General features: G+C 39.0%; 14 protein-coding genes. 9 read left to right on the forward strand and 5 right to left on the reverse strand.

Annotated features, from left to right (window positions below):
• Window positions 1-4 precede the first annotated feature (4 nt).
• The 8 genes from UABAM_RS21845 to UABAM_RS21880 all read left to right on the forward strand — a co-directional run bounded on the left by UABAM_RS21845 (window position 5) and on the right by UABAM_RS21880 (window position 13,814).
• Window positions 5-2,326, forward strand: a complete 2,322-nt coding sequence (locus UABAM_RS21845) for an ion channel (protein ID WP_151970117.1) — start codon at window positions 5-7, stop codon at window positions 2,324-2,326.
• Between the two features lie 50 nt (window positions 2,327-2,376).
• On the forward strand, window positions 2,377-4,206 hold the full coding sequence (locus tag UABAM_RS21850) for an ABC transporter ATP-binding protein (protein WP_229759294.1): 1,830 nt from the start codon (window positions 2,377-2,379) through the stop codon (window positions 4,204-4,206).
• A 378-nt stretch (window positions 4,207-4,584) separates the two neighbouring features.
• Window positions 4,585-5,985, forward strand: a complete 1,401-nt coding sequence (gene iscB / locus UABAM_RS21855) for an RNA-guided endonuclease IscB (protein ID WP_151970119.1) — start codon at window positions 4,585-4,587, stop codon at window positions 5,983-5,985.
• Window positions 5,985-7,565, forward strand: a complete 1,581-nt coding sequence (locus UABAM_RS21860; RefSeq protein ID WP_151970120.1) for a leucine-rich repeat domain-containing protein — start codon at window positions 5,985-5,987, stop codon at window positions 7,563-7,565. The genes iscB and UABAM_RS21860 overlap by 1 nt, the downstream gene beginning before the upstream one ends.
• Entirely contained in the window at window positions 7,562-7,873 is a 312-nt protein-coding gene (locus tag UABAM_RS21865; protein ID WP_151970121.1) for a hypothetical protein, read from the forward strand. Before UABAM_RS21860 ends, UABAM_RS21865 begins: the two co-directional genes overlap by 4 nt.
• A 29-nt stretch (window positions 7,874-7,902) precedes the next feature.
• On the forward strand, window positions 7,903-9,357 hold the full coding sequence (locus UABAM_RS21870) for a hypothetical protein (protein ID WP_151970122.1): 1,455 nt from the start codon (window positions 7,903-7,905) through the stop codon (window positions 9,355-9,357).
• 273 nt (window positions 9,358-9,630) lie between these two features.
• Window positions 9,631-12,339, forward strand: coding sequence for a PAS domain S-box protein (locus tag UABAM_RS21875; protein WP_151970123.1), 2,709 nt, complete (start codon window positions 9,631-9,633; stop codon window positions 12,337-12,339).
• A 188-nt stretch (window positions 12,340-12,527) separates the two neighbouring features.
• The gene (locus UABAM_RS21880; RefSeq protein ID WP_261344000.1) at window positions 12,528-13,814 is read left to right on the forward strand and encodes an IS4 family transposase; all 1,287 of its coding nucleotides are present in this window, start codon (window positions 12,528-12,530) and stop codon (window positions 13,812-13,814) included.
• A 313-nt stretch (window positions 13,815-14,127) separates the two neighbouring features.
• Here the strand turns inward: UABAM_RS21880 and UABAM_RS21885 are convergent, their stop codons facing one another.
• Window positions 14,128-14,997: a hypothetical protein gene (locus UABAM_RS21885; protein WP_151970124.1), complete on the reverse strand. Its 870-nt coding sequence runs from the start codon at window positions 14,995-14,997 to the stop codon at window positions 14,128-14,130.
• 207 nt (window positions 14,998-15,204) lie between these two features.
• A complete protein-coding gene (locus tag UABAM_RS21890) occupies window positions 15,205-15,810 on the reverse strand; it encodes a metallophosphatase domain-containing protein (protein ID WP_173013481.1) in 606 nt (201 codons plus the stop codon).
• Between the two features lie 154 nt (window positions 15,811-15,964).
• Between UABAM_RS21890 and UABAM_RS21895 the strand changes: the two genes are divergently transcribed.
• The gene (locus tag UABAM_RS21895; RefSeq protein ID WP_151970126.1) at window positions 15,965-16,717 is read left to right on the forward strand and encodes a hypothetical protein; all 753 of its coding nucleotides are present in this window, start codon (window positions 15,965-15,967) and stop codon (window positions 16,715-16,717) included.
• A 23-nt stretch (window positions 16,718-16,740) separates the two neighbouring features.
• Here UABAM_RS21895 and UABAM_RS21900 read toward each other — a convergent pair whose 3' ends face one another.
• From UABAM_RS21900 to gyrA, 3 genes are all read right to left on the reverse strand, one after another.
• Complete coding sequence (locus UABAM_RS21900; protein ID WP_151970127.1) at window positions 16,741-17,472, reverse strand: uracil-DNA glycosylase; 732 nt, start codon at window positions 17,470-17,472, stop codon at window positions 16,741-16,743.
• 50 nt (window positions 17,473-17,522) lie between these two features.
• A complete protein-coding gene (locus UABAM_RS21905) occupies window positions 17,523-22,259 on the reverse strand; it encodes a DUF748 domain-containing protein (protein ID WP_151970128.1) in 4,737 nt (1,578 codons plus the stop codon).
• A gap of 260 nt (window positions 22,260-22,519) precedes the next feature.
• The gene (gene gyrA, locus UABAM_RS21910; RefSeq protein ID WP_151970129.1) at window positions 22,520-25,105 is read right to left on the reverse strand and encodes a DNA gyrase subunit A; all 2,586 of its coding nucleotides are present in this window, start codon (window positions 25,103-25,105) and stop codon (window positions 22,520-22,522) included.
• Window positions 25,106-25,160: the final 55 nt, after the last annotated feature.

The raw sequence follows: 25,160 nt of genomic DNA on the forward strand, positions 1-25,160 counted from the left end.
TTCCATGGTTCAATTTAATTTTTTTCGCAGATCTATTAATATGAAGATCGTGTTTTACGGTCCAGAAATGTCGGGGAAAACGACTTCCTTTGAATGCGTTCATGAAAGCTATCCCAAGGAACAACGTAGCGACATTGCTGTTATTTCTACAGATCAGGACCGTATGCTTTTTTCGAGTGTGGCTCCCGATGCAAAAATAAATGGTATTTATACAAAGTTACGTCTGTTTACTGTTGCGGGTAAGGTTACGTATGCTTCGAGCAACAAACTTGTTCTTCACGGAGCAGATGGGATCGTTTTTGTCGCGGACTCGCGCAAGGAACGACAGCAGGACAATATTGATTCGTGGCGTGAGTTACGCGGAAATTTACAAGAACACGGAGTAAAGATCGGCGATATTCCCATTGTCATACAATGGAATAAACGCGATTTAGACGACATTCAATCGGTGGAAGACTTGGAGAAACAAATAAATAATAAAAATCTTCCCAGTTTTGAAACCGTGGCCACTGAGGGAAAAAATGTTGAAGAGTGTTTTGAGTTTCTTCTAGCAAAGTGTTACGAAAAGTCACTGGCGAAAATAGAGGGAAAAAACAAGAAAAAGAACAGTGAAAAGAATGTCGAGAAAAAGAAGAAATCAACGAAAACAGCGAAGAGAGAAACGGGGATTTCCGATAGCATTATTGATCGGATGCACAAAGGGAAGGTCATCAAAGATTGTCATATCGATATGTTAGATATTCGCGACAAAGTCTTTAAAAAAGAAATCATCTTTGATAACGTGACGATTGGTGTTCTAGAGGGAAGTGGTGCGCATTTTCAACAAAAAGTATGCTTTAACTTAGTGAGTGTTGACGAATTAAATCTTGGTGGCGAGTATTTAAGCGACATTGAAAAAAAGTTACTGCGTGACGAAGAGGTGGTCCCACCATGTAAGTTTGCGGAAGATTTTATCTTGCAAAATGTCACAATAAAGCGCAAGGCCGATTTGGATCTAGCGCAATTTTGTAAAGATGTGGTGTTGTACAATGTACAAATGCCTGTAGATGCTGCGCGAAAAGCCAAAAGTATGGAAGACTTTATTTTTTCATTTCGCGCAGCAAGTTTTCACGGGGAATTTGAAATGTATGGTTGCCACCTAATGGGGTTGGACATTAGAGAATCTGTATTTCATCACCAAACGAAAATAGTAAAATGTGCATTTCACGGCGAATTTATTTGCGGTATTGTTGCCGAAAAGTCAGGTGCTGTATTTAAAGATGTGACAAGAGTCAAGGAATGCTCATTTCATGAAAAGGCACAGTTACAGAGAGTTCGTTTTGAAAATACTTTAGAGGTAGTGGATAACAAATTTAAAGAAGCCGTTTTTTGGGGGGAGGCGTATTTTTATAAACAAGCGCTGTTTTTTCGCTGTAAATTTGACGCCAAATTACACTTTCCGCTTTCGATCTTTCACGACGAAACTCATTTTTCCGAAAGTGAATTTTGTGCCGGGATAGAACTCATCAAAACTAAATTTTGTGGAAAACTATTTGCGGGCAATAGCAAAATCGGAAAATTAGACATGGAGCGTGCGCGTTTAAACGAAGGCGCCGATTTTACCAAGTCGACTTTTGAAGAAACTAACTTTAGTTATGCGGTTTTTAGCGGGGCAACAACTTTTCACAGTAGCATCTTTACCAAGAACTGTTGTTTCTATGCCGCTATTTTTGAGCCGAAAGTTTCTTTTGCAAAAGCGGAGTTTCAGGGAAAGCTTTCTTTCTCGGGCATGAGTGTCTACGACATGGTTATTTCGTGGCGTCAAGTGCGTGGCAAGTTGCAAAGTGTTGCGCAAAAAAACTATGTGGAGGCCGCGGAAGAATATTCTTTGTTGAAAAATGTATTTGAAAGGCAAAACAGATACGACGACGAAGATGAAGCTTATCTTCTCTATAAGAAAGCGATGCGCAAAACACTAAAGATTTCCCTTCTTCATCCATGGCAAACTCTTGGACGCTTTTTGAGTTTTTGGGCTCTTGATTTAGGATGTGGTTATGGTACGCGTCCGTTTCGCATAACCGTTACTTCTATTTTTATCGCCCTTGGTTTTGCTGCTTTGTATGGCTACTTTCCTCACGAGTTCGGGTATAATGGAGCGCAACAAGGTGTATTTGATTGGAGCAATGCCACATATTTTAGTATAGCGACATTTACCACCATGGGGTTTGGAGACTGGGCACCTAATCCAGATAGCATATTTCGCTATGTTGTGACTATCGAGGCATTTGTTGGAATTTTTACCATGGCCCTATTTGTTGGTGCTTTCACGCGAAAAGTTATTCGTTAGTATAGGGTTACTGTTGTTGTGCAGAAAATATGCGTAGGAAAAAATGGAATATGCATCCCGTAAACCAAGATACCCCTAAATTAGGCTGGAAACAGTTTATGGGGGTCTACCGCCATAGTGGGCGTGCGATCTCTTTAGTGTGGGCAACAAATCGTCTATTAACGATTCTTCTTGCTGGTTTGGTATTGTTAAACGGAATATTACCGGTAGGTATTGCTTATCTGGGGAAATTGATCGTCGATACCGTTATTATGGCGACAAAGTCGCGAGCAATTGCCGACCAAAACCAAGCCATCTATTACATTGTTTTTGAAATGATTTTGGTGATGCTCTTTGCGGCAGGACAAAGAGGAATTAGAATGTGCCGTGCTTTGCTACGTGCGCAATTGGGCCACCGTGTGAATACAATGATTTTGGAAAAGGCCTTAACTTTAGAATTGACGCATTTTGAGGATTCTGAGTTTTACGACAAGATGACACAATCCCGCCGTCAAGCTTCGTCTCGTCCTTTGAGTTTAGTGAACCGTACATTTGATTTTTTACGTCATTTTATTTCTCTATTTACCTATGGAATATTGTTGTGGCAGTTTTCTGGTTGGGTGACATTGGTTTTAGTCGCGGCGGTACTGCCGGTGTTTTTTGCCGAAACTCATTTCTCGGGAGCGGCATTTCGTCTATTTCGCTGGCGAACTCCAGAGACGCGCCAGCAAATGTATTTAGAGACGGTAATTGCACGCGAAGACTATGCAAAAGAAATTAGCATTTTCGGGGTAGGAACAAAACTTCTCGATCGCTATAAACGCATTTTTAATAATGTATACCAAGAGGATCGCAAATTAACCATTCGCCGTATTTGGTGGGGGTATCTACTCGGTTTGCTCGGAACACTCGCATTCTATGGTACTTATATATGGATTGCAACTGCGGCGATTAAAAGCCAAATTAGTTTGGGAGAAATGACAATGTATATCCTAGTCTTCAAGCAAGCCCAAAATAGTTTATCGTCGGTGTTGAGTTCTATCAGTGGAATGTATGAAGACAACCTTTATGTTTCGAACTTATATGACTTTCTAGAAGAAGAAATTGCCTCTCCTAGTGGAGGCCACGACGAAGGTTTACAACCAGGAGACGGAATACGTTTTGAAAATGTTTCTTTTACATATCCCAATTCAGAGACGCCTGCCGTACAAAATATTTCTTTTCACTTACCCCCAGGAAAAAAGTTGGCATTGGTGGGGGAAAACGGTTCGGGGAAGACGACTTTGATCAAATTGCTGACAGGTCTTTACAATCCTAGCTCTGGACGTATTCTTTTCGAAGGTCGCGACTTACAACAGTGGAACAGACAAAGTTTACGTCGCCGTATCGCAGTCATTTTTCAAGATTTTGTCAAATATCAATTTCAGGTGGGGGAAAACATTGGTGTCGGAGATGTTTCCGGTTGGGAAGATGAAGAACGTTGGCAAAAAGCAGCGGAAAAAGGAATGGCGGCATCTTTTATTCAACAACTTCCGCAGCAATACAGCACACAGTTGGGGAGATGGTTTCGTGGTGGACAAGAATTGTCCTTAGGGCAGTGGCAAAAAATCGCCTTAGCGCGCGCTTTTATGAGAGAAGATGCCGATATATTTATCCTTGATGAGCCAACGGCTTCTATCGACGCGGAAGCAGAATATCAAATGTTTGATTATATTCGCGAAATGACATCTGGCAAAATGACTATTTTTATTTCACACCGATTTTCTACCGTACGCATGGCCGACCATATTATCATTCTTGATAAGGGACAAATCACCGAAGAAGGGAATCATCGTCAGCTTATGCAGCAAGCAGGACAATATTCACGACTATTTTCATTACAAGCCCAAGGTTATCAGTAAGCAGGTTGATGTTCCAAATAACAATTGCTATTGAATTGGTAAGTATCGTATAGGTGTTGTAACATATTATTAATGGGAACAATGTCAACTACCGCCACTTAGTACCTAGCGGTACTTGAAGTGGGAGCTTGTAAGCTCAGTTGTTGACCAGCTTCTATCAAGTGTAACAAACTTGATAAGCGTTAGAAACGAAAATATAGGTACTCTGGGGTGCTTCTCCAGCTCCAGACTCTACGGTTAGTAGTTAAACAGGTGTAGTGGGTTAAGCCAGTGCTGCTAACATACAAAACCGTTTCATAACATTAGCGAGGAGACCTTTACCGGTTCTAAACCGAGAAACCAAAGTAATTTGGTACTTTACAAAGAAAGATAGCTTTGATGCAAAGAAGAGTGTTTGTACTCAGTAAAAATAGAAAACCTCTAATGCCATGCTCTCCGGCGAGAGCACGACAATTGTTAAAAGAAAGAAAAGCAAGTGTCTACAGACAAGAACCCTTCACCATTATTCTCCAAAAAAGAACAGAAGGAGACTTACAGAAGGTGCAACTCAAGTTTGATCCGGGAAGCAAAATTACGGGAATGGCTCTTGTCGTATTTTTTCAAAAAGGTACAATCGTTACTTGGGCAGCAGAACTAGAGCATCGCGGCGAAAAAATAGTCGATTTGCTAAGCAAAAGGCGTGCAATTCGCCGTAGTCGTCGCAATCGTAAAACACGATATCGCCCACCAAGATTCAGTAATCGTACAAGAAAAAAAGAATGGATTGCACCTTCTTTAAAATCAAAAGTAGATAACATCTTTAATTGGACGAAAAAACTACTCACTTATACACCAATTGACAATTTGTGTGTAGAAACAAATCGTTTTGATACCCAGAAGCTACAAAATCCTGAGATTTCAGGCGTAATGTATCAACAAGGAACACTGTTTGGCTACGAGATTCGCGAATACCTACTTTACAAATGGAATCATCAATGCGCCTATTGCGATGCAGAAAATGTTGCATTGGAGATAGATCACATTCATCCACGAAGTAAAGGCGGAAGTAATCGTGTATCTAATCTGACCATTAGTTGTCGTAAGTGCAACGAAAACAAAGGTAATGGTGATATCCATGATTTTCTTAGCAAAGACAACAAAAGATTACAGAAAATTGTGTCTTATAGTAAAAAAACACTGCGAGATGCTGCAAGTATCAACACAACACGCTACGTCATCGGCAACCAGTTAAAGAAACTCGGTATAGATGTAGAGTTTGCAAGTGGAGGAAAAACAAAAGCAAATCGTCGACACAACGGATTCAACAAACAACACTGGATTGATGCTGCCTGTGCAGGAAAGAGTGGAGAGAATGTAACTATTTCTGAAGACCTAATACCTTTGGGTATCCAATCTCAAGGTAGGGGCAGTAGGCAAATGTGTCGCGTGGATCAATTTGGATTTCCTCGTACAACAGCGAAAAGTCAAAAAAGGGTAAAAGACTTTCAAACGGGTGACATCATAAAAGCCGTTGTGACAAAAGGTAAGAAAAAGGGTGTTTATGTTGGTCGTGTTGCCGTAAGATCTAACGGATATTTCAATATCAAAACGAATAATTCTACAATACAAGGTATTTCTTATCGTTATTGTCACTTGATACAACAAGTTGATGGATATTTTTATTTCCAGAAAGGAGATGCGAGATTGAAAAAACCATCGTGCTCATGCTTCGCGCATTCGCGTCCGAGTGGCGATTCCTCCCCAACTTATAGAAGTCGGGGTATCCTCGCCACAAATTGATGAAAACGGTAAAATCAAAGTCGCTAGAACACATAGAAAGTAACACCGCGTACCATGGCTGTGCTTTTTTTTTGGATGATAAACCCGTTAAACTCCAGAACAATGTTTTTGATAATTGTTCTTTTCGCACCGATTTACACTTAGGGGTCGGCGAGATCACCAAGGATACGTTTACTAACTGCAATTTTAGTCGTGAAGTTGCTTTGCTATGGCGCGCGCAATATATACTTTACTCGGAGTCGGCTCCTGAGTTACTCGATGTACAATTTCTCCCGTTTATCACAAAATTAGAGGTGGGAGGATCAAATATTACAGAGTTGCCAAAGGGTATGGAGCGTTTGCGTTCACTAAAAGAATTGAGTTTGTGCTATACCCGTGTGAAACAACTACCTGAAGAGGTGTATAACTTACCGAAACTAACAAAGTTAAATTTGTTCCATTCTTTTTTTTCTGAATTACCGGCGGAAATTGCGAAGCTGACTTCTTTGACAACCTTAAGTTTAACTGGGTGTCCGATGTGGGAGTTACCAAAGGAATTTGTTCAGCTGACATCTCTTACACATTTGTCGTTGCCACATTTTATAGAGGAAGTCCCCAGTGAAATTAGCAAACTTTCGCGCCTCACCTGTTTGAATGCCTCCAATACGCAGATCACAGATTTACCAACGGAAATTACGCAACTAAGATCGTTGACAAAGCTGGAGTTGCATAATTCAAAAATAGAAGAACTCCCGAAAGAGGTGTATGAATTAAAGTCCCTGACGCATCTAGATGTATCAAAGACACCCATTTCCAAATTAAAAAAAGAAATTAGACAACTAAGCTCGCTTAAAAATTTAAATTTACGCAGTACAAAAATAAAAAAACTCCCCAAAGAGGTGTACGAGTTAAAATCCCTGACACATTTAGATGTATCCAATACACTACTTACAAAATTGGCAAAAGGAATAGGGCAATTGACGTTTTTAGAAGATTTAGATTTACGATTGACAAAGATTACAAAACTACCAAAGGAAATTGGATATTTAAAAGCACTTACACAACTTCGTTTAGAGAATACCGAAATTAAAAAGTTACCTAAAGAGATTGGTCAACTCTCTTCTCTACAGAATTTGGATTTGCACAACAGAAAAATAAACGAGCTACCACAAGAAATAGGACAACTCACTTCACTAAACCAACTCAATTTGAGCAATACACAAATCACCAGTGTACCAAAAGAAATAGGTCAACTAAGTAGGCTAAGCGTCTTAAACTTATCACACACAGGAATAACCAAATTACCAAAAGAGATAGGGCAACTGATTCATTTAACTGAATTAAACTTGTGTCATACGGCAATCGAAAAATTACCAAAAGAAATAGGGAAATTAACCGCTCTAAAGGCGCTATATTTAGCAAATACTCCGATAGAAGAACTTCCCCAGGAGTTAGAAAATCTATCCTCTCTACATTACTTGGATCTATCGTACACCGAATTGACAGAGTACCCACGGCAAATCGAAAAATTACCTATTCTTCGCTTAGAGCTACCACCTAAATTGAAAAATAAACGCAAAAAAAATGAGGGAACTGTATGAATTCATATACATCAAAAGATGTAGAACAAGCATGGCGGGAAATTGTTCTTTACTATTTGGAGTCGGAGAGCAAACGCTGGGGACGCGATCCTTCGACAAAAGCATGTATCGACGCCATTCGTAAAGTGGAGTCTATCATGCAACAAGTCAACATTTGTGAAGATGCGCAACAGTACTTGCGCGCTTTGCTACACGCTGTAAAAGAGGGAGCGAAGTCATTTCAGGCGTATGACAATAACGAAGTGGCAAGTGGTATTGGCTATTTTCATTCTATCCCCGCCGATCTTTTCTATCGATTTACACCCTAGTTAATTTTTCAAAAGTTTTGGAGAAAAGCATGAGAAATGTATGGATTGGATCAATGTGGGTTATTTTTTGCTGTTTGCCCATTTGCGCCATGATTATAAGACGCCAACCTTACAAAGGTTTACTTGGTATTGCTTTTGTTGCAGCCATTATTCCGGTGATGATCGTTGTCTATAATTTTCTGAACGATGAAAAAAACCATAATAGTCGCGTTGCGCGTATGATTCGCATTACTTTAGGGATCTACGCTGTGTTCATAATGGCTTCAAATGCGTTTTTAGTATGCAAAGGAATATATTTATACTTCCAGGAGGCAAGCACACGCGAAGTCTTTTTGCATCTTATGTCCATTTTTGGCGTGATGATCGGTTTAATCATGTTACAAATGACGCGTTTAGGCTACAAAAAGAAAAAGTTATCGCATAAGTTACGTATTGTTCCCAAAATCAACTTTATTCTCGGTGCAATAATATTTGTGGTAGCTGCTGGTTTTTTTGTGGACCAAATTATAAATAACATCGTACCCAGTTTCTCGATCTGCATTATTACATGCGTCACTTGTTTAATTGGTACGGTTTTCATCCTTCGTGGTGGGATTGCGATCTGTTTTGCCGGGAAGGTTCACCACTTTTGGCCAACAATGACGCTACTGACGGGTATTACCTTACCTATTTTATTTGGCTTTATGATCACGACAGTCTTTTTAGGACATAGTATGTCTGAAGAGGAGTTTGAGGTTGTGATTTTCGTCGCTGGCGCTGTCATCCTTTTCGTCGCCGCCTTTGCGATGGTTCTTTCTGTGGCGTTATTTCGCGGGGCATATTTAGAGGCGCATTCTTCTGAAAGCTGGATAGAGTTCGCCGGTATTGATATAAAGAATAACCCCAACAAAATTTCGGAGCGGGATAGTTCCGCCATGATGTTCAATTGTATTGTGTTAGTGGTGGTTATCATAACTTCTAGCTATTACACAACGAAGCATACCCTTTATCGAAAACATTACCAAAAGCGAGATGCAGATAGACTCAAATTTGAACAATATACCGATTTCGCACAAAAATTGTCGCAGCAAACAGGAAATGCTTTTCAGCAAACCTTTCACAATATCAAAAACTTTCCTGAGATGGAACAATTTGCGAAGATCCATAAAATTTACAAGTACGATGGCGCAGCCTTGGCTTATTTTTATTGGCTGAAAGAAAAGAAATCTAAGAAGAAAAGTAATATGATCATGGGAGTCGAAGTGACAATGTTGCGTGAAGTCAATACGCAAGCGGCGAGTAAAGACGATGCAAAAAGATTGATTGTCTATCAAATACTCCGACACTTTTTGGGTTATGACCTTATCTATCGTACGTTTTTGTTCAATAGCAAAGACCCCAATCCTGAAATTGCGAAATTGATAAAAGAAACTGTAGAAAAACACGAAGAAAATTTGCATATTTTTCAGAAACATATTCGCGATGATTATAAAAAACGCAAGTAAGATTGACAGGGAGGACAGGAGGAACAGGATAAAGTTTTCATCCTGCCAAATCTTTTAGAGAGGTAATAGATTGCTAGAAATTTTTTGTAAAACAAAAATGTAAAGACTAAAATATTACAGGCAATTGATTATCGTTTCTGATAAATACGAAAAACTCAAAAAATAACACATCTACTGCCATGCCTAGTTTGAGTATCAATTCAGAGATAAATAAAATTTAAAGTTGAGAGGTTGTTGAAACTTCTTCATTTAATGCGAACATAGGAGGAACCTATGAAAATATTTATGAAACTCACGCTTGGACATGTAGCGATTGCTTTAGTGGTGATCGTTAATAGTTTTTTAAGTCTCCGCTTTATGAGCTATTCAGAAGAAGTCATTAGCAATCTTGTTGATAAAGCAATACCGGCGGTTGTTAGTTTACGAGAAGCCGAGTTCGCTAGCATGAAAATGCTATTGGCGGTACATACGTCGATTGTGACTGACAACGAAAACAAAAAAATTATCGCTAAAAAAGAAATCGAATTTAGTAAAAATTTATGTCGCATGGCTATGGAAGATTACGAGAAGTTTATCACCAACCATTTTCCACAGCACGCAAAGCATCTAAAAAAAATAAAATTTAATGGGCAGTTGTTTATCGACACATGTCAGAAAATCATGGATTTACAAGAAAAAGGTCACAATCTCGAAGAAATCTTGGAGTACGAAAAAGTATTTTTAATACAAGAAAATGAATTTTTCAACGCAATAGAGTCATCGTTGATCAGTCAAAGGGTTGAATGGGAAAGAATGAAACATCTTGTAAAAAATACGCGGAGCCGTGCTTTGTTTTTTGTAATCGCAATGTGTGTCTTTACGATATTCATCACTCTTTTTATTAGCTTCAGGTCTTCGCAATTGATGGTCAGGCCTATTGTGGAAATAAAAGATGCGGCCATCGAAGTGGGAAAAGGTAACTTTGATGTACAAATTAGCCATCGCAGTTCTAAGGACGAAATTTCCGTTTTAGCGAAAACATTCAGTAGCATCGTGCAAGACTTGCGGAATCGAAAATACTTGAACAAAATTATCGAGTCGATGTCAGATACGCTGGTTGTTGTTGACATTGAAGGCAATATTACCATGGTGAACAAATCACTTCTCGATCTTCTAGAATACGAAAAAGACGAATTGATAGGTCAACCATATGCGAAAATAATCGATAACGACGAAATGTTTCGCACCAGTACAATTACCAAGAAAAAAATGATCGGCAATAACATTCGCTGTGAATATTTAAAACAAGATGGTTGTAAAATTTCTATGGCCTTGTCAGGTTCTTTATTAATTGATAGTAGTGATAAAGTCTTAGGCATGCTCTTTATTGCCCAAGATATGACAGAGCGTTACGAGGTTCAATTTGAGTTGGAAGAGCAGAAGAAATTTTTGCACGTTACTTTGTCAAGTATCGCCGATGCCATTATTACCACGGATGTAAGTGGTAAAATTACATTTATGAACTATGTCGCCGAAAATTTAACCGGTTGGAACTTTTTAGATGGCAAAGGTAAATCCATTGAGAAAGTTTTTCGAACCGAAAGCTCGCAAACAATGACGGAGCCAATGCAGAGAAGTCTGACAAAGAAAATTCGACTTGCCGCGGGCACTGATACACGCTTAATCTCTAAAGACGGTCGCAAGTATTGTGTTGAGTGCAATATGACACCTCTTAAAACGGAAGACAACAAAACATTGGGCGTTGTACTCGTTTTTAGAGATGTAACGATGCAACGAAAAATGGAAGTTGAGTTGTTGAGCACCAAACAGAAGGCGGAATTCGCAGCACGGGCCAAATCGAAATTTTTAGCGACAATGAGTCACGAAATTCGCACCCCTATCAATGGTGTCATTGGGATGTCGGAGTTACTCATTCATACCGAGTTGTCGGGAAAACAAAAAAAATATTTAGACGTGATTTACACCAGTAGTAAACATCTACTTGGTATCGTGAACGATATCTTGGATTTTTCGAAGATCGAGTCTGGCAAACTAGAATTAGAACAACAACCATTTGACTTGCATAAGTTGATCAATGAACTTATCACATTATTCGGACAAAGAGCGCAACAAAAAGGTATCAAAATCACAACACAAATCGATGAAGAAGTTCCTTCCGTTGTAACATCGGATGTCGTGAGAGTACGGCAAATTTTAACAAACCTAATAAACAACGCCATCAAATTTACAGAAGAAGGGCAAATCACTATTTCGATAGAAAAAATTTCGCAAAAGGACGAAGTGATACGACTACGATTTATGGTAAAAGACACAGGAATTGGAATCGCCAAAGAAAAAGTTTCTTCTATTTTCAAAGCGTTTTCACAAGAAGACACTTCTATTGCAAGGAAATACGGAGGTAGTGGCTTAGGATTGGCAATTTGTTCTCGACTAGTAAAACTTTTAGATGGAAAGATATGGGTAGAAAGTATGGAGCAAATTGGTTCGCAATTTTTCTTCACACTACCAGTGATTGCCGCGCGAAAGAGACCTCTGAAAAGTACCAAGACATTGAACAAAGTAGAAAGACGCTCTTCGTTAAAGATCTTGGTCGCAGATGATAGCGAGGTCAACCGTGAAGTTGCCATTGATACACTAGATCACTTGGGATATAACGCTAAAGTGGTCAATGATGGCCAACAAGTGCTGGATGCTTTGGAAAAAAACACCTACGATATCATTTTAATGGATGTACACATGCCAAAGTTAAATGGACTGGAAACAGCAAAGGCTATCGTGCAAAAATATGGGGAAAATCGCCCTCTTTTAATTGCCCTTACCGCAGATGTTACTACGGAAAGTCGCAAGGAATGTTTAAATAGCGGTATGAGTGATTTTCTTGCCAAACCATTTTCACTCAACAGTATGAATGAGATTTTGAAAAAATGGAAAAAGGCCTTGAGATTGAATAAGTCCGAAAATTTAGAGTCGCTTGAGGACTAGTGCTTTGGAACATTGATTTGTGAAAGTTGCTTAAGTATAGATATTCCGTAGTACTTGGTGCCCCCACAATCGGCTTCGCCGATTACTCCCGCACAGGGCTGACAAGGCAAGCCCATTGACTTAAGCGTAAGTATATAGTATAAAATAATTTAAAACAGTAAAAGAAGAGATTATGAAAAAAAAGAGTAATAGATAAAAGTAAAGAACTATTAGAGTCAGAGCGTTTCAAAAAAATGCATCGTAAAAACGAAAAAGACTTTACAAGAGAAAGAAAACTACCTTTTTCAAGATTAATGGTATTCATGATACGTAAAAGCATAAAATCAATACAAAATAGGCTAAACGAATTCGTAAAAGACTTGCTTACAAATTTTACAACGGTAACCTCAGGAGCATATACAAAAGCAAGGAAAAAGCTGAATTATACAGCCTTTATAGAGTTAAATAAGCAAGCAGTAGTTGAAACATTGTATGAAGATGAAGACTACAGAAAATACAAAGGTTTTCGTCTATGTGCAATAGACGGATCAAAAGTAAGACTTCCAAATGAAAAAGAGATAGAAGAACATTTTGGCACAATAAGATATAAAAATAAAAACATAAGTGTAGAAGGATCACACGCATTTGCAACAGTGTCAGTACTTTATGATCTACTAAACGAAATCGCAATTGATAGCGAAATAGGACACTGTAAAAAAGATGAAGAGCTATTTGCTTACAAACACTTTCAACATGCAAATGAAAATGATCTCATTCTCTTCGACAGAGGTTATTGTTCATATACCCTGTTAGCACATTTATGTAAAAAAGGTATCAATTTTGTAGTTAGATGTCCTGTTAATTCTTTCTATCAAGCAAACAAAATGTTTAAGCAGAAAATTGAGAGCTGTATTACAACTATTGAACCTCCTGACGATAAAAAGAAATTAGTTAATGACCAGTCTCTACCATCGAAAATTTCTGTACGTTTTGTTCGTGTTATGCTTGATACAGGTGATGTTGAAGTCCTTGTTTCTTCCTTAGTGGATGAACAATTGTACCCCACTGATGATTTTAAAGAGCTTTATTGGTTTAGATGGGGTATAGAAACTTTCTTTGATCGCATTAAAAACCGTCTTGACCTTGAGAATTTCACTGGCAAAACTACTCTATCTGTTCAACAAGATTTCTATGCTACTATTTACATTAGTGGTCTTGAATCTATTCTTATTGAAGATGCTCAAGATATTCTTGATCAGAAAACTTCTAGCAATAAGTATCCTCAGCAGGTCAATAAATCCGTTTCTTTTAATACCATTAAAAACTACGCTCTTGATTTACTTTTTGAAAATGACTCTGATTTACTTTTTGAAAAACTTACTCAACTTTTTCTTTCTTCTCCTACTTGCATTCGAAAAGATCGCCCTCGACCCCGAGTTAAATCTCCTCGAAAACAAGTTAATTACTATAAAAGAAAACGAAAACCTACTTACTAGATTTTCTTAAGTCAATGGGCTTGGGCTGACAAGGGTAGGTTTTATGTAAGTTACATGATGCAAGGTGCTTATGGCTAAAAGTAGATATTATTTCAAACTAAAGTTCCCCAGGGTGTCATTCCTGCGAAAGCAGGAATCCACAATATAAAGTCGACTTGTAAACGCCTGGATCCCTGGTAAAGCCAGGGATGACAACCGGGGATTCGTCAGTGAAAAAGTTTTTATCTCTTTTCTATATATGTGTTTAGCCAAAAACCTACCCCTGACAACTCCACAGGGGGAGTTTACGAAGTGCTATACGTATTGACTCATTTTATTTAGGATATTTACGGTTAATTTTGTAGTGTAGTTTCAATAATTTCATACCTAAAAAACGAAATTCATGATCGGTACGTAGAACTTTTTCTTCGTCATTGTAGACGTGAATTACTTCTTTTATTGGTACATATTTGATTTTGATCGTTTCTTCGTCGACTTGATGTATGCGATAGTAGCCCGGATCACCTATCTTTTTTCCGTAGGATATTAATTTGAACGAGCCATCTGCTTCTAGCTGCGGGCGCAAAATTACCGTTACATAGCCTCGAGGTAAAGGGAAAAAAACTTTTACACAAGGTTTTCCGTATCTGGGAGGAGTGCAGGTCGTGTAGAACCCAGCGTATACGACTTGATCGGTTGCTTTGACTTTTCGCAACCAACAAGTGTATGCCACTTCCCCGTTTTCACGGCGTAGTTGGATCACTTGGCTGGTCATTCCTTGGCTAGTATCTAAGGAGGACAATGGTAGATTGAGTTGTTCAATTTGTTTAGAGACGGTGCTGATGAGAATTTTGGCACCTATAGACATAACTCCGTACCATTGTGACCATACATCTAAACTAAAGTTGGCGGTTTTTTCGTAAAATTCGAGAACGTCGGGATCTACTTTGTTGGTGTCAAAGCTTTCGCTGTGTAAAGCGTTAAAATCATCAAGGAGTCCCTTATCTTCTGTACATTCGTGTATGGAAAGATTTTCCCTTGCGGCGTACTTTTTATAAAATTCGCTCCCTATTTTTGTTTCAAAGTTAACCGGACCAACCAGCCACGGCGCGTCTTTTACTTTTATTTTTTTTCCGGTCCATAAAATCCATCTTTGAATAGACCATTCTAAAAAAATACCAAATACATTCTTAAACCAGTTCATTTTTACCGTACCTTTCAAAACTCAAAAATCTAAAATAGGTTTGAGACGTTCCATGTTCATTGTGTCGCGATCCCAAATACATGCATGTAAACAAAAATTAGTTAACAATATTGTTAAGATATTTGTCTCCTTGATACTGTAAACTAAGAGAATCGCAGCGTAGTCGTCACGATAATTTTTATGGCGAATATTTTCTAAGAAAAAAAATTACAGATAAAAAACACTGGGAGGATACTCTAGTTGATATCTGTTGCCACATACACTAGCGTTAATGAAAGTTGTACGATTCCATTGATGCGTGCCGTTGCTGTGAACGTGGCCGAAAATATGATACTTCGGTTGTATTTGCTGTACACGTTTGGCAAGATATTTGCAACCTTGATGTTTGTGGGCATTGACATCAAAGTCTAAAATTTTGGCAGGTGGCATATGAGTGATGAGAACATCAACATCATGAGGGATATTTTGCCATTTGTCTTGTAAAGAATCTTTTTCGCAATGGTATGCCCAGTGTGCAGGTGTCCATGGACTTCCGTAGAATTTTATATTGTCTATAACGATACATTCATCAACTAAAAAATGTGCGTTATGAAAAAAGTCGCAGAAGTTATACTGCTCATAACAGGGGTCGTGGTTACCAGCAATAATAATTTTATGTGGATGTGGTAAGCTGTTTACAAATGCACTGAAACTTTGCAATTCGTGAATGCGTCCTATATTTGTCGCATCACCTGCATGAATGAAGACGTCACCAGGGGGAATACATAATTCGTTATGTTTGTTGTGGGAATCAGAAATAGCTATTATTTTCAAATGTTTCCCTTTCAATAAATACTGGTAATATTACAAATAATGTGTTTGAATATTGCGTATTCATTTCCTGGTTTTCGTGATCTCCTAGTTTACTCTTCTTTGTGCAGTCAATGTCAACAAAACCAGAAATTTTTTCTATATATGGGTTGTTGTTATGAATGATTTTACAATTAGTGGTATTCAAGATTTTTTTAAACGTAGTCTGCGACTAGCGATCAATCGCTATTTTTTTGTTGCAGTCATACTTGTGGCGTTTGCCATTTTTATCAATATATGTGTGGAGATTTTTGCCAATGAGCCAGTGATTCATATTCCTATTGCTATTCTAGGTATGGCTTTAGAAATTTTTGTTTCTGCCATGATATTATATGGTTTGCACCATGTGTATACAAAAAAAACATTTAGTTTTTCTTCGGCGATTGAAAGAGGAATAACGAGTATTTTTGCGATGTTTATGATTATTTTTCCTCTTGTCTTTACTCTTACGCTCGCTTATCTAGCACTTGACATGGCCAAAAGTATGTCCGCCATTTACCGCTACGCGATCATTGGTCTTTTTTTGTATGTGAGTGTGCGCTTGGTGGTATGTACGCCTGTTGTTTTGCCGATTGTGGTGATGGAAGATGTTACTTCAATAGGTGCCATTCGACGTTCTTTTTCCCTGACTAAGGGATGTTGGTGGAAAGTTTATTTTTGGTTCGGAAGTATGCTATTTGGCCTGATTTTATGTGTTGTCGGTTATTTTGCGATTATGAGGTTGCAAATAAATGGTGTTCGTCTTTCCTTGTACCTTGGTGCACTTGAGACGTTTTGTTTGCATTTAGTTGTATTCAGTTGTATTAGTATATTGTTTCACTCCAGCGCCATCGTAATCTACAATCATTTACTATCGCGAGGAAAAAAATAGGACGGTGTGCACCGTCCTATTTTTTACTTATCTTGCAATTCCAATAACAAAGCCTTGAGTCTCTTGAGGTCAACCCACGCCTTTTTCTTTTCTTCTGTATTGCGTAATAAGTACGCGGGGTGATAGGTACAGATGACCGGTATACCTTCGTAATCAAAAGTTTTATCGCGATATGTCCACATTGCTTGCTGTGTATTTGTCAAAAACTGCGCGGCAAATTTACCCATACTACATAGGACTTTGGGACGAAGTATTTGCAGTTGTTGTTGTAACCACGGACGACACGCGACAATTTCATCAGGGTCTGGGTTGCGATTGTTTGGCGGACGACATTTTATCACATTGCAAATGTAAACATCCTCACGGCGGATTTGTATTGCTGCGAGCATTTTTGTCAACAATTGCCCGGCTTTGCCAACAAACGGTTCTCCGCTTTGGTCCTCATAGTAACCAGGAGCTTCCCCGATAATTACCAGGTCGGGATTTGCCGATCCCACACCAAAGACTACTTGGGTACGTGTTTTGGCCAATTTGCATTTCGTGCAGCTTAGCGCTTGTTGTTGTGCTAATTTAAGTGAATCATTGCTGTTACCCTGTTGCGGCAGTTCATTACTTTGATTTTGTGGTGTATCAGCAGGGGGCATTCGTCGCTCCTTACGTTGTGTAGGATCGATATACGCATAGCTTCCCGCGTAGTTTTTTTCTAAGATTAAGCGCTCGCGTATCATTGCGATCATTTTTTGTATGTCACTCATCAATTTTATCCAAAAAAGCGGCGGTCTTATGACCGCCACTGTTTTATCTATTACTTATTCACAGGTGATGGTTTAAAACCCGACGATCCCCATGAGACGCCGTTTTCTTTTTCAATAAAGTTGGCGAGAAAAGGTGCTTTTTGCTTTAGGTTTTCCATAAACTCCTCTGCCGGCTTAAATTGAAAATCATAGGTTCCATCTAAACTACACCACCCCTTTAGTGCAGGGAAAGGTTTTCCCTTTGGTGTAAAACTTACTTCTACGTAGTTTACTTTGCTAAAAGGATGTGAAGACCAATTGTTTGAGTTACCCTGGTATGGGGAGTCGTTGGTCACTTTAAACGCGATATACAACGAACCAAAGTCGAAAGCAAAAGGATCATCTATTTTTAGTTTAGACATTAAGCTTTCTTGTTTTTGTTGGATGTTGTTTTGCATGTCGGTTATTTGTTGTTGATATCCAGAGATTTTCTTTTGCCAACCTGCAATTTGCGTTTCCAATTTACCTTTTTGCTCTTCATATTCCGCAATCTCGGTATCATAAGTTGATAAATACTTTTGGGTATTTTTCAACTGTTTTTCCACGGGACCACGTAAAAACTGTGGTGTGTATTTGAGTTTTTCACTCAGTGAGTTGATAAGGCCCTCTGTCTCGCGTTTTTTATCAATGGTAGGCTGTATATTCTTAGTAAGAGTTGTGAGTGTTTCTTGTAACCCACTCACGCTGCCTTTGCCACCAGTGAGGTTCGTTTGCAATTGAGATAATTGTGATTTTAACGGAGCGATTTGTGCCTCTAGTTCTTGTTTTATACTGTCGAGGTCGACAAAATTTGACATATCAAAACCAAGGTCAAATTTTCCTCCAGAGATCTTTAGAGAGGTTTCGCCGTTTGACAGTAAGCTCTTCTTGATCACACGTGGGTCGAGACCTGTCCACACATTTTCGCCTTTAAAACTAAACTTGACAACATCACCTTCGGCAAAATTGATTTTGTTAAAAAGCGGGAAGGGGACAACGCTATTGAGACGCTCTGTTACAGAGCCAAATAGAGATGTGGTGTATGACATTTCTTCGATGTCACTGGTGAATTTACACTCCGGGTGTTCTTTGTCGAGATTTGCTTGCGCGGTGACCGATAGTTTACCATCGTTGGTCTGACCGTTGACATCAAACATGAACATGTTGTTCGCTTCTTTTTCGTTAAGCGCCGCTGTTACGGTGAAATCCTTTGCGGTGTTTAGTTCATCAATTTGTGCCTTATCAACGATAATCTTGAAATCGACAATAAACTTTCTCAACATATCGCGCACTTCTTGCGGCAAAGTGACTATATGCTCGTCTGTTTCTGTATTCGTGTCTTCCTGTGCTTTGTCGTCGTTTGTTACAGGAGCGGGTTTGTCTTCTTTTGCCACAGGTTTTTTTTCCGTACCCAGAACTTTTTGAATATGCGGCAAGTCAATTTCAGGGATGGTGATACGTCCAAACAGTTTTCCGGATATGTCCTGTGCTTTTTTGTGCATAACCAAATTACCGATTTCGAATTGTAGTTTGGCATTTTGCAGCTTCAGAGTTTCGATAATAGGTAACATCGCACTTAGCTCGGAGAATGGTAGTTCTTCAATGTTTATTACCGTTGCAGGACTCTTACCGTCTTCTGCGGTGATGTGCAAATCGTCTTGTTGTTGTACAATTGCCAGGTTTCCCATTTTGATTTTTGTACGGCCTAGCTTAGGAACGGAATTTTTGATGTCAATAGATGTTTGTGTATCTTGCTTTTGTAAATGGATTTCCGTAGCGTATGCTAAAGCAAAATCACTTTTCTTATCAACCAATACACCTTTCTGGGCATCGGTGAATTTCAAGATAAACGGGGTAAAATCTTTGCTAAACTCCACGGTAAGATTTTGTGGTGAACCGTTTAGGGTCGTATTTATGTTGAATTTTCCATCGATTTTTAAATCTTCGCGGAGCATTTTTCGTAAAGATGCGTCATTTTTAGCGATAAAGTTTACCGGAATGGAGTCTTGAATTTGTTTTCCATGTCCGAGTACTTTAACACTGAGGTTATTGAGCTGTAGGTCTTGTTGATCTTTACTAATTGTTCCTGACAAGCGGCTATACAATAGAGGTGCTTTGCCTTTGTTTAACCCGAAATGTGACTTGGGGTTTATTTCGATGTTTAGTGGGGCTTTTTTTTCGTTAAACTTACCAAGGTCTTTTATGACCAGTTGTATATCGCTGTCCACTCCATGGTTTGATTCAATGGTGGGTAGAAACTTTTCGCCATCTTGTAAACGTATGGCCAAATCACCGCGATATAGAATTTTGTTGCGTATTTTTAATTCGTCTAAATTTCCTTGTAGACGTGTATTGTAAAGGAATTTACCACGTAGTTTCTGTAAGTGTACGCCACTACTTTTTGCCATTTCGCGAACAAAGTAAGGAATTTTTTCCAAGTCGCCATCTACGCGAATATCAATACCATCGGTAACGGTGGTCTTGCCTTTGTTTTTCACTTTCACTTTTCCCGTGGAAAATGACAATGGTTGTAGGACGATGTCTTTGATAGCCCCGTGAACATTAAGTTGTAAGGCTTCATGCTTAAAGCTAACGGTACGAATTTCTACATTTGTTGGCTGGTTGTCTTGAAGAGCCATTACGATATCGTGTTTCCAGTCCGCTTTGGGGATTGAGTATGGAGTCGATTGTAACACAAAGGCCAAGTTGCGAATTCCACCATTTCCTGCGATTTTAACTTTGTCACCTTTTTTGGCAACACGTGTAATGTGTTGAATCTTACCACGTGGTTGCAAGCCTGGAATAAAAGGCTTAATGTAAGGCTCTAAGCCACCTAAATTTACGGCCAGTTTTACCTGTAAATCATTGCGGTCATTTCCAGCAAGGCTGACGTTTCCTTTTCCTTTTAATTCAAGAATATCACTGCCTTTGGTTTGAAAATTTAGGTCTTTAATGGTGACTTTCTTCAGAATTTTATTCGCATCAAAATCCATAAAAAAAGAGCGTTTCCCGGTTAAATGAAATGGTGGTAAGTCTTTCGTTTTCGGTGATTTTACATGTGCATAAATTTCTGTGCTTCCGCCAATTTCCATTTTCTGGTCAGATAGTTGCGAAATCCAGTCTTTGTTGTCAAATTTTCCGTGTAAACTGGTTTGCGGAGGAAGAAAATCAGCAAAGATATTACTGAGTACATCAAAATCGATAAAAACATTTTGACTCGATTTGTTTACTTTTAGGTTTCCCTTATCGAGAATATTGCTAAACGATGAATCAAAAGATATTTTCAGTAGCGTAGTTTTTTGTGTTGGGTGCACACCTAATTCGAACTTAGCCTGTGCATTTTCTTTTTCAAAACCTACGTCAAAGTTAAATGTTTGTGCTATTTTATCAAAGTTAATGCGCACGTCTTTGCCTTTTTGACTTTTACCTGCAACAAACAACTTTGCGATATTAAATTTCTCATTGATGTTTACCGCTTTTTCTTTGCCACTAAGTGCGACTTCAAAATTAAATTTTCCACCAAAGTCACTCAGCTCTTTCAAGCCATCTCCACTGTAGTCGGTTGTATCTTCGACTAACACTTTCTTCTGTTGTTTTTGTAGGTTTTTATTTACAGCGGCCATAATACTCTTGCCGAAATCTGTTTTGACTTGATCTAAATCAAACGAAACAGAAAAATTTCCGCTCCAGTTTTCGAAAGACAGCGCCTGTATAAATTTTTCGACGGCTTCTTTATCACCAAACTTATCGTTTTTTGCGATATCTTGTAAATGTTCAATGATGGTGTCTAGTTTATCTATTTTGACAGAGGAGCCCTTTACGTTTAGATAGTCGGATTCGAGTTGTAAGTCATTCAAACTACAAACGCCAGAAGCCATATCCACACTAAAATCGTGTGTAACTTTTAAATTAGTGTTTTCTACATCCTTGTCACCAAGACCTTTGGCGTACATGTCGAGAAACGATAGAGAACCTTTGGAATACAAGTTCAATTTTCCCTTTTTCGCGGCGACTCCAGCGTTTCCACTTAGACTATATACAAGCCCGGCGGAGACTTCTTTCCCGTTTTGCGATTCAAACTGTGCTTTTTCCCAATTAGACTGATAACCGATATTATCTAGGCCTGCAACATTACAAAAGAAATTGAGTTTCTTTAATGCGAAACTACTATTTTGTTGTAAATCTTCGTAATGAAAGTTGATGTCCGCCAATGTGACTTTTACCCCTAAAGAACGCAGTGAATCAACGGGATTTGAGTCTGAACTCGGTTGTTTTGTGGTGTCTTTTTCTGTGTCTTGTTGCGGAAGTTCCGTCTCCACATTTTTTGCCGGTTTTGAACCGTCTACACTGGCAAGGTTGTCTAAAATAGATTGAAAGTTGAACTTTCCGTCTTTACCTTTGACAACATGAACATCTACTCCGGAAACTTCGGCATTGGCAATGTTGATATTGCCAAAAATGAGTGAGAGTATTGCAATGTCGAACTCTACTTTGTCAACTTTGACAAAATCGTTTTCTGACTTGTCTTCTTTTAACAAAACTCCGCCGACATATACACTTCCTCCGAATACGTTGACGGATAAACTCTCTATTTGTGCTTTGCGCCCGGTTTTTTGTTCTACAACATCGACAATTGTCGCAACAAAAAGTCCCGAATATAGAGGAAGAAATGCGATTAGGACAATGATGAACAATAACGTATATAGAGGTATTTTTAACCACAAACGTCGTCGTTTTTTCGTCTTTTGTACTTTTACTTCTTCTGTCATTTTTATGATCAACACTTTGTATGGAATGGAAAGTGTTTGCCTTTCATTTTTATTAGAGGTAGAGCAGTCACAGAGAAATCTGGACCACAGAAAATGATTATTTACCCTTAGTATAACACTACATACGAAGAACTTCTATGTGTTTTAGAAATCTTATGTGGTGAATGAGCAAAAGGTGTGCCTGAGAATATTTGTGGAAAATAGAAGAGGTTTGGTATGACGATCAATGTCGCTTAGCGACATTGATCGTTAAATTTGGTTTATTCTGATTCTGTGGATTCTACTGCGGTTTCTTCTGAGGGTTCTTCTGAAGATTCCTCGGAAGACTTTTCGGAAGTTTCTTCATTTGCAACCTCACCATTATCAGCTTCGGCTTCTGTTTCTGAAGCTTCGGTTACCGAAGAGTCTTCTCCCATATCTTCAAGAATTTCTTTCGTAAGTTTCGCTACGGAGACGACACTGTCGTTCTTTTTGAGTCTGATCAACCTCACCCCTTGTGTGGCTCGCGATAAGATGCGTAAAGAAGCAGTACCCATGCGGATTACCATTCCTTTACTTGTTATGATCATGACTTGCTCTTCGTCTCTTACGGAAACAATGGCCACAACATCACCTGTTTTATCCGTGCGTCGGAAATTTAAAACCCCTTGTACACCTCTTCTTGTTAAACGATAAGATTCATACGCAGAACGTTTTCCATAACCTTTTTCACAGATAGTTAGTAAACTGTGGTCATCGCGAACCACAACCATACCAATGACGATGTCGTTTTCTAAAAGTTTACATCCGCGTACTCCTCGGGCCGCGCGACCTAAGGGGCGTACTTCTGTTTCATTAAAGCGGCATGCACGTCCTAGTTTCGTACCGATGATGAGATCTTGCTCTCCGTCTGTAAGAACGGTGGAGATTAGACGATCACCTTCATCGAGATTAATAGCACGAATACCACTTTTATTCGGACGAGAAAATGCAGAGAGTGCTGTTTTTTTGATGATACCTTGTCTCGTGGCCATCACCAACCACCGACTGTCAAATTCACGAACAGGAATGACCGAGCTAATATTTTCGTCGTTGTCAAGATTAAGAAGGTTGACAAGAGCTCTTCCTTTTGCGGTTCGTGACATTTCTGGTATATCATACACTTTTAACCAGTACACTTTTCCATAGTTACTAAAGAACAGAATATATTGATGCGCGGAAGCAATGAAGAAGTCTTTGACGATATCTCCTTGTTTCATTCCCGTTCCCGTGACACCTTTTCCTCCTCGATGTTGCTTGGAGTAAGTATCAACAGGGGTACGCTTAATATATCCTTCGTGAGTGATTAGAACGACGGATTGATCATCGGCAATGATATCTTCCAAAACAAAGGCTTCGATTGCAGTGCCAATTTTCGTACGTCTTTTGTCTCCGTATTTGTCACGAATTGCGATGGTTTCTTCTTTGATGATCGCTAGAATTTTTTGCGGATCTTCGAGAATTCCTTTAAATGTTGCAATTTGTTCTTCCAAGGTTTTTCTTTCATCGTCGAGTTTATTAAACTCTAGATTGGTTAGAGCACCTAGACGCATCTGCACAATCGCATCCGCTTGTTGAACGCTGAGTTGCCATTTCTCGCGTAAAGAGCTTTTGGCTTCCTTTGTATCTTGAGATCCACGAATTACTTTGATCACTTCATCAATGTGGTTTAATGCTAGGATTAGACCCTTTACGATGTGATGGCGCTTTTCCGCTTTTTTTAGTAAGAATAGTGTACGACGACGAATGATTTCTTTGCGGTGTTCAACAAAATGATAAATCATTTCTTTTATGTTTAGTAGTTGCGGTCGACCGTTGACTAGAGCCAACATAATAATCGAAAAACTAGATTGTAGTAGTGTGTATTTATAAAGTTGATTGAGGATGACATCACTATTTTCCCCGCGCTTTAAATCCACAACAATACGCACAGGTTCTTTGCGTCCACTTTCATCGCGCACATCAGAAATACCTGTTATTTTACCGTCTTTTACAAGATCAGCTATTTTTTCAATCACTTTTGCTTTGTTAAGCTGGTAAGGAATTTCTTTGAATACTATCGATTCGCGACCATTCTTTTTTTCTTCTACTTCGGCCTTGGATCGTACTTTGACTATACCTCGTCCTGTGGTGTAGGCTTTACGTACATCCTTTTCACCGCAAATAATAGCTCCTGTGGGAAAATCAGGTCCTTTAATAATCTCACATAGGGCCTCTACTTCAATGTCAGGGTTTTCAATTAATTCGATGATTCCATCGCATATTTCGGTTAAGTTATTGGGAGGAATAGACGTCGACATCCCCACCGCAATTCCCACAGAACCGTTGACCAATAAATTAGGAAATTTAGCGGGAAGAACCGTTGGCTCTTCACGTGTTTCATCGTAGTTAGATACAAAATCAACCGTATCTTTGTCCATATCTTCTAGCATATTGACACTTGGAGCTGTTAAACGCGCTTCCGTATAACGCATCGCTGCCGGAGGGTCTCCATCGATAGATCCGAAGTTTCCCTGTCCCTGGATTAACGGGTAACGCATATTAAAGTTCTGTGCCATTCTAACTAGTGTGGGATAAACTACCGCTTCACCGTGTGGGTGATAGTTACCCGAAGTATCCCCGGCTATTTTTGCACACTTTCTGAATTTTGATGATGGTCCAAGATTCAAATCGTTCATTGCCAGGAGAATACGCCTTTGTGATGGTTTCATACCGTCACGAACATCAGGTAATGCCCGTGATACGATTACACTCATCGCATAGGTTAAATAAGAGTTTTTTAGTTCGTCTTCTAACCGAACAACAGGACACTGCTTTGTATCAGTCATATTTAAAATAGATATGGATTTACAGCCTTCACTGTTCTTCCATTTTCCTTTCTAC

Source organism: Candidatus Uabimicrobium amorphum, assembly GCF_009002475.1.
Classification (GTDB): domain Bacteria; phylum Planctomycetota; class Uabimicrobiia; order Uabimicrobiales; family Uabimicrobiaceae; genus Uabimicrobium; species Uabimicrobium amorphum.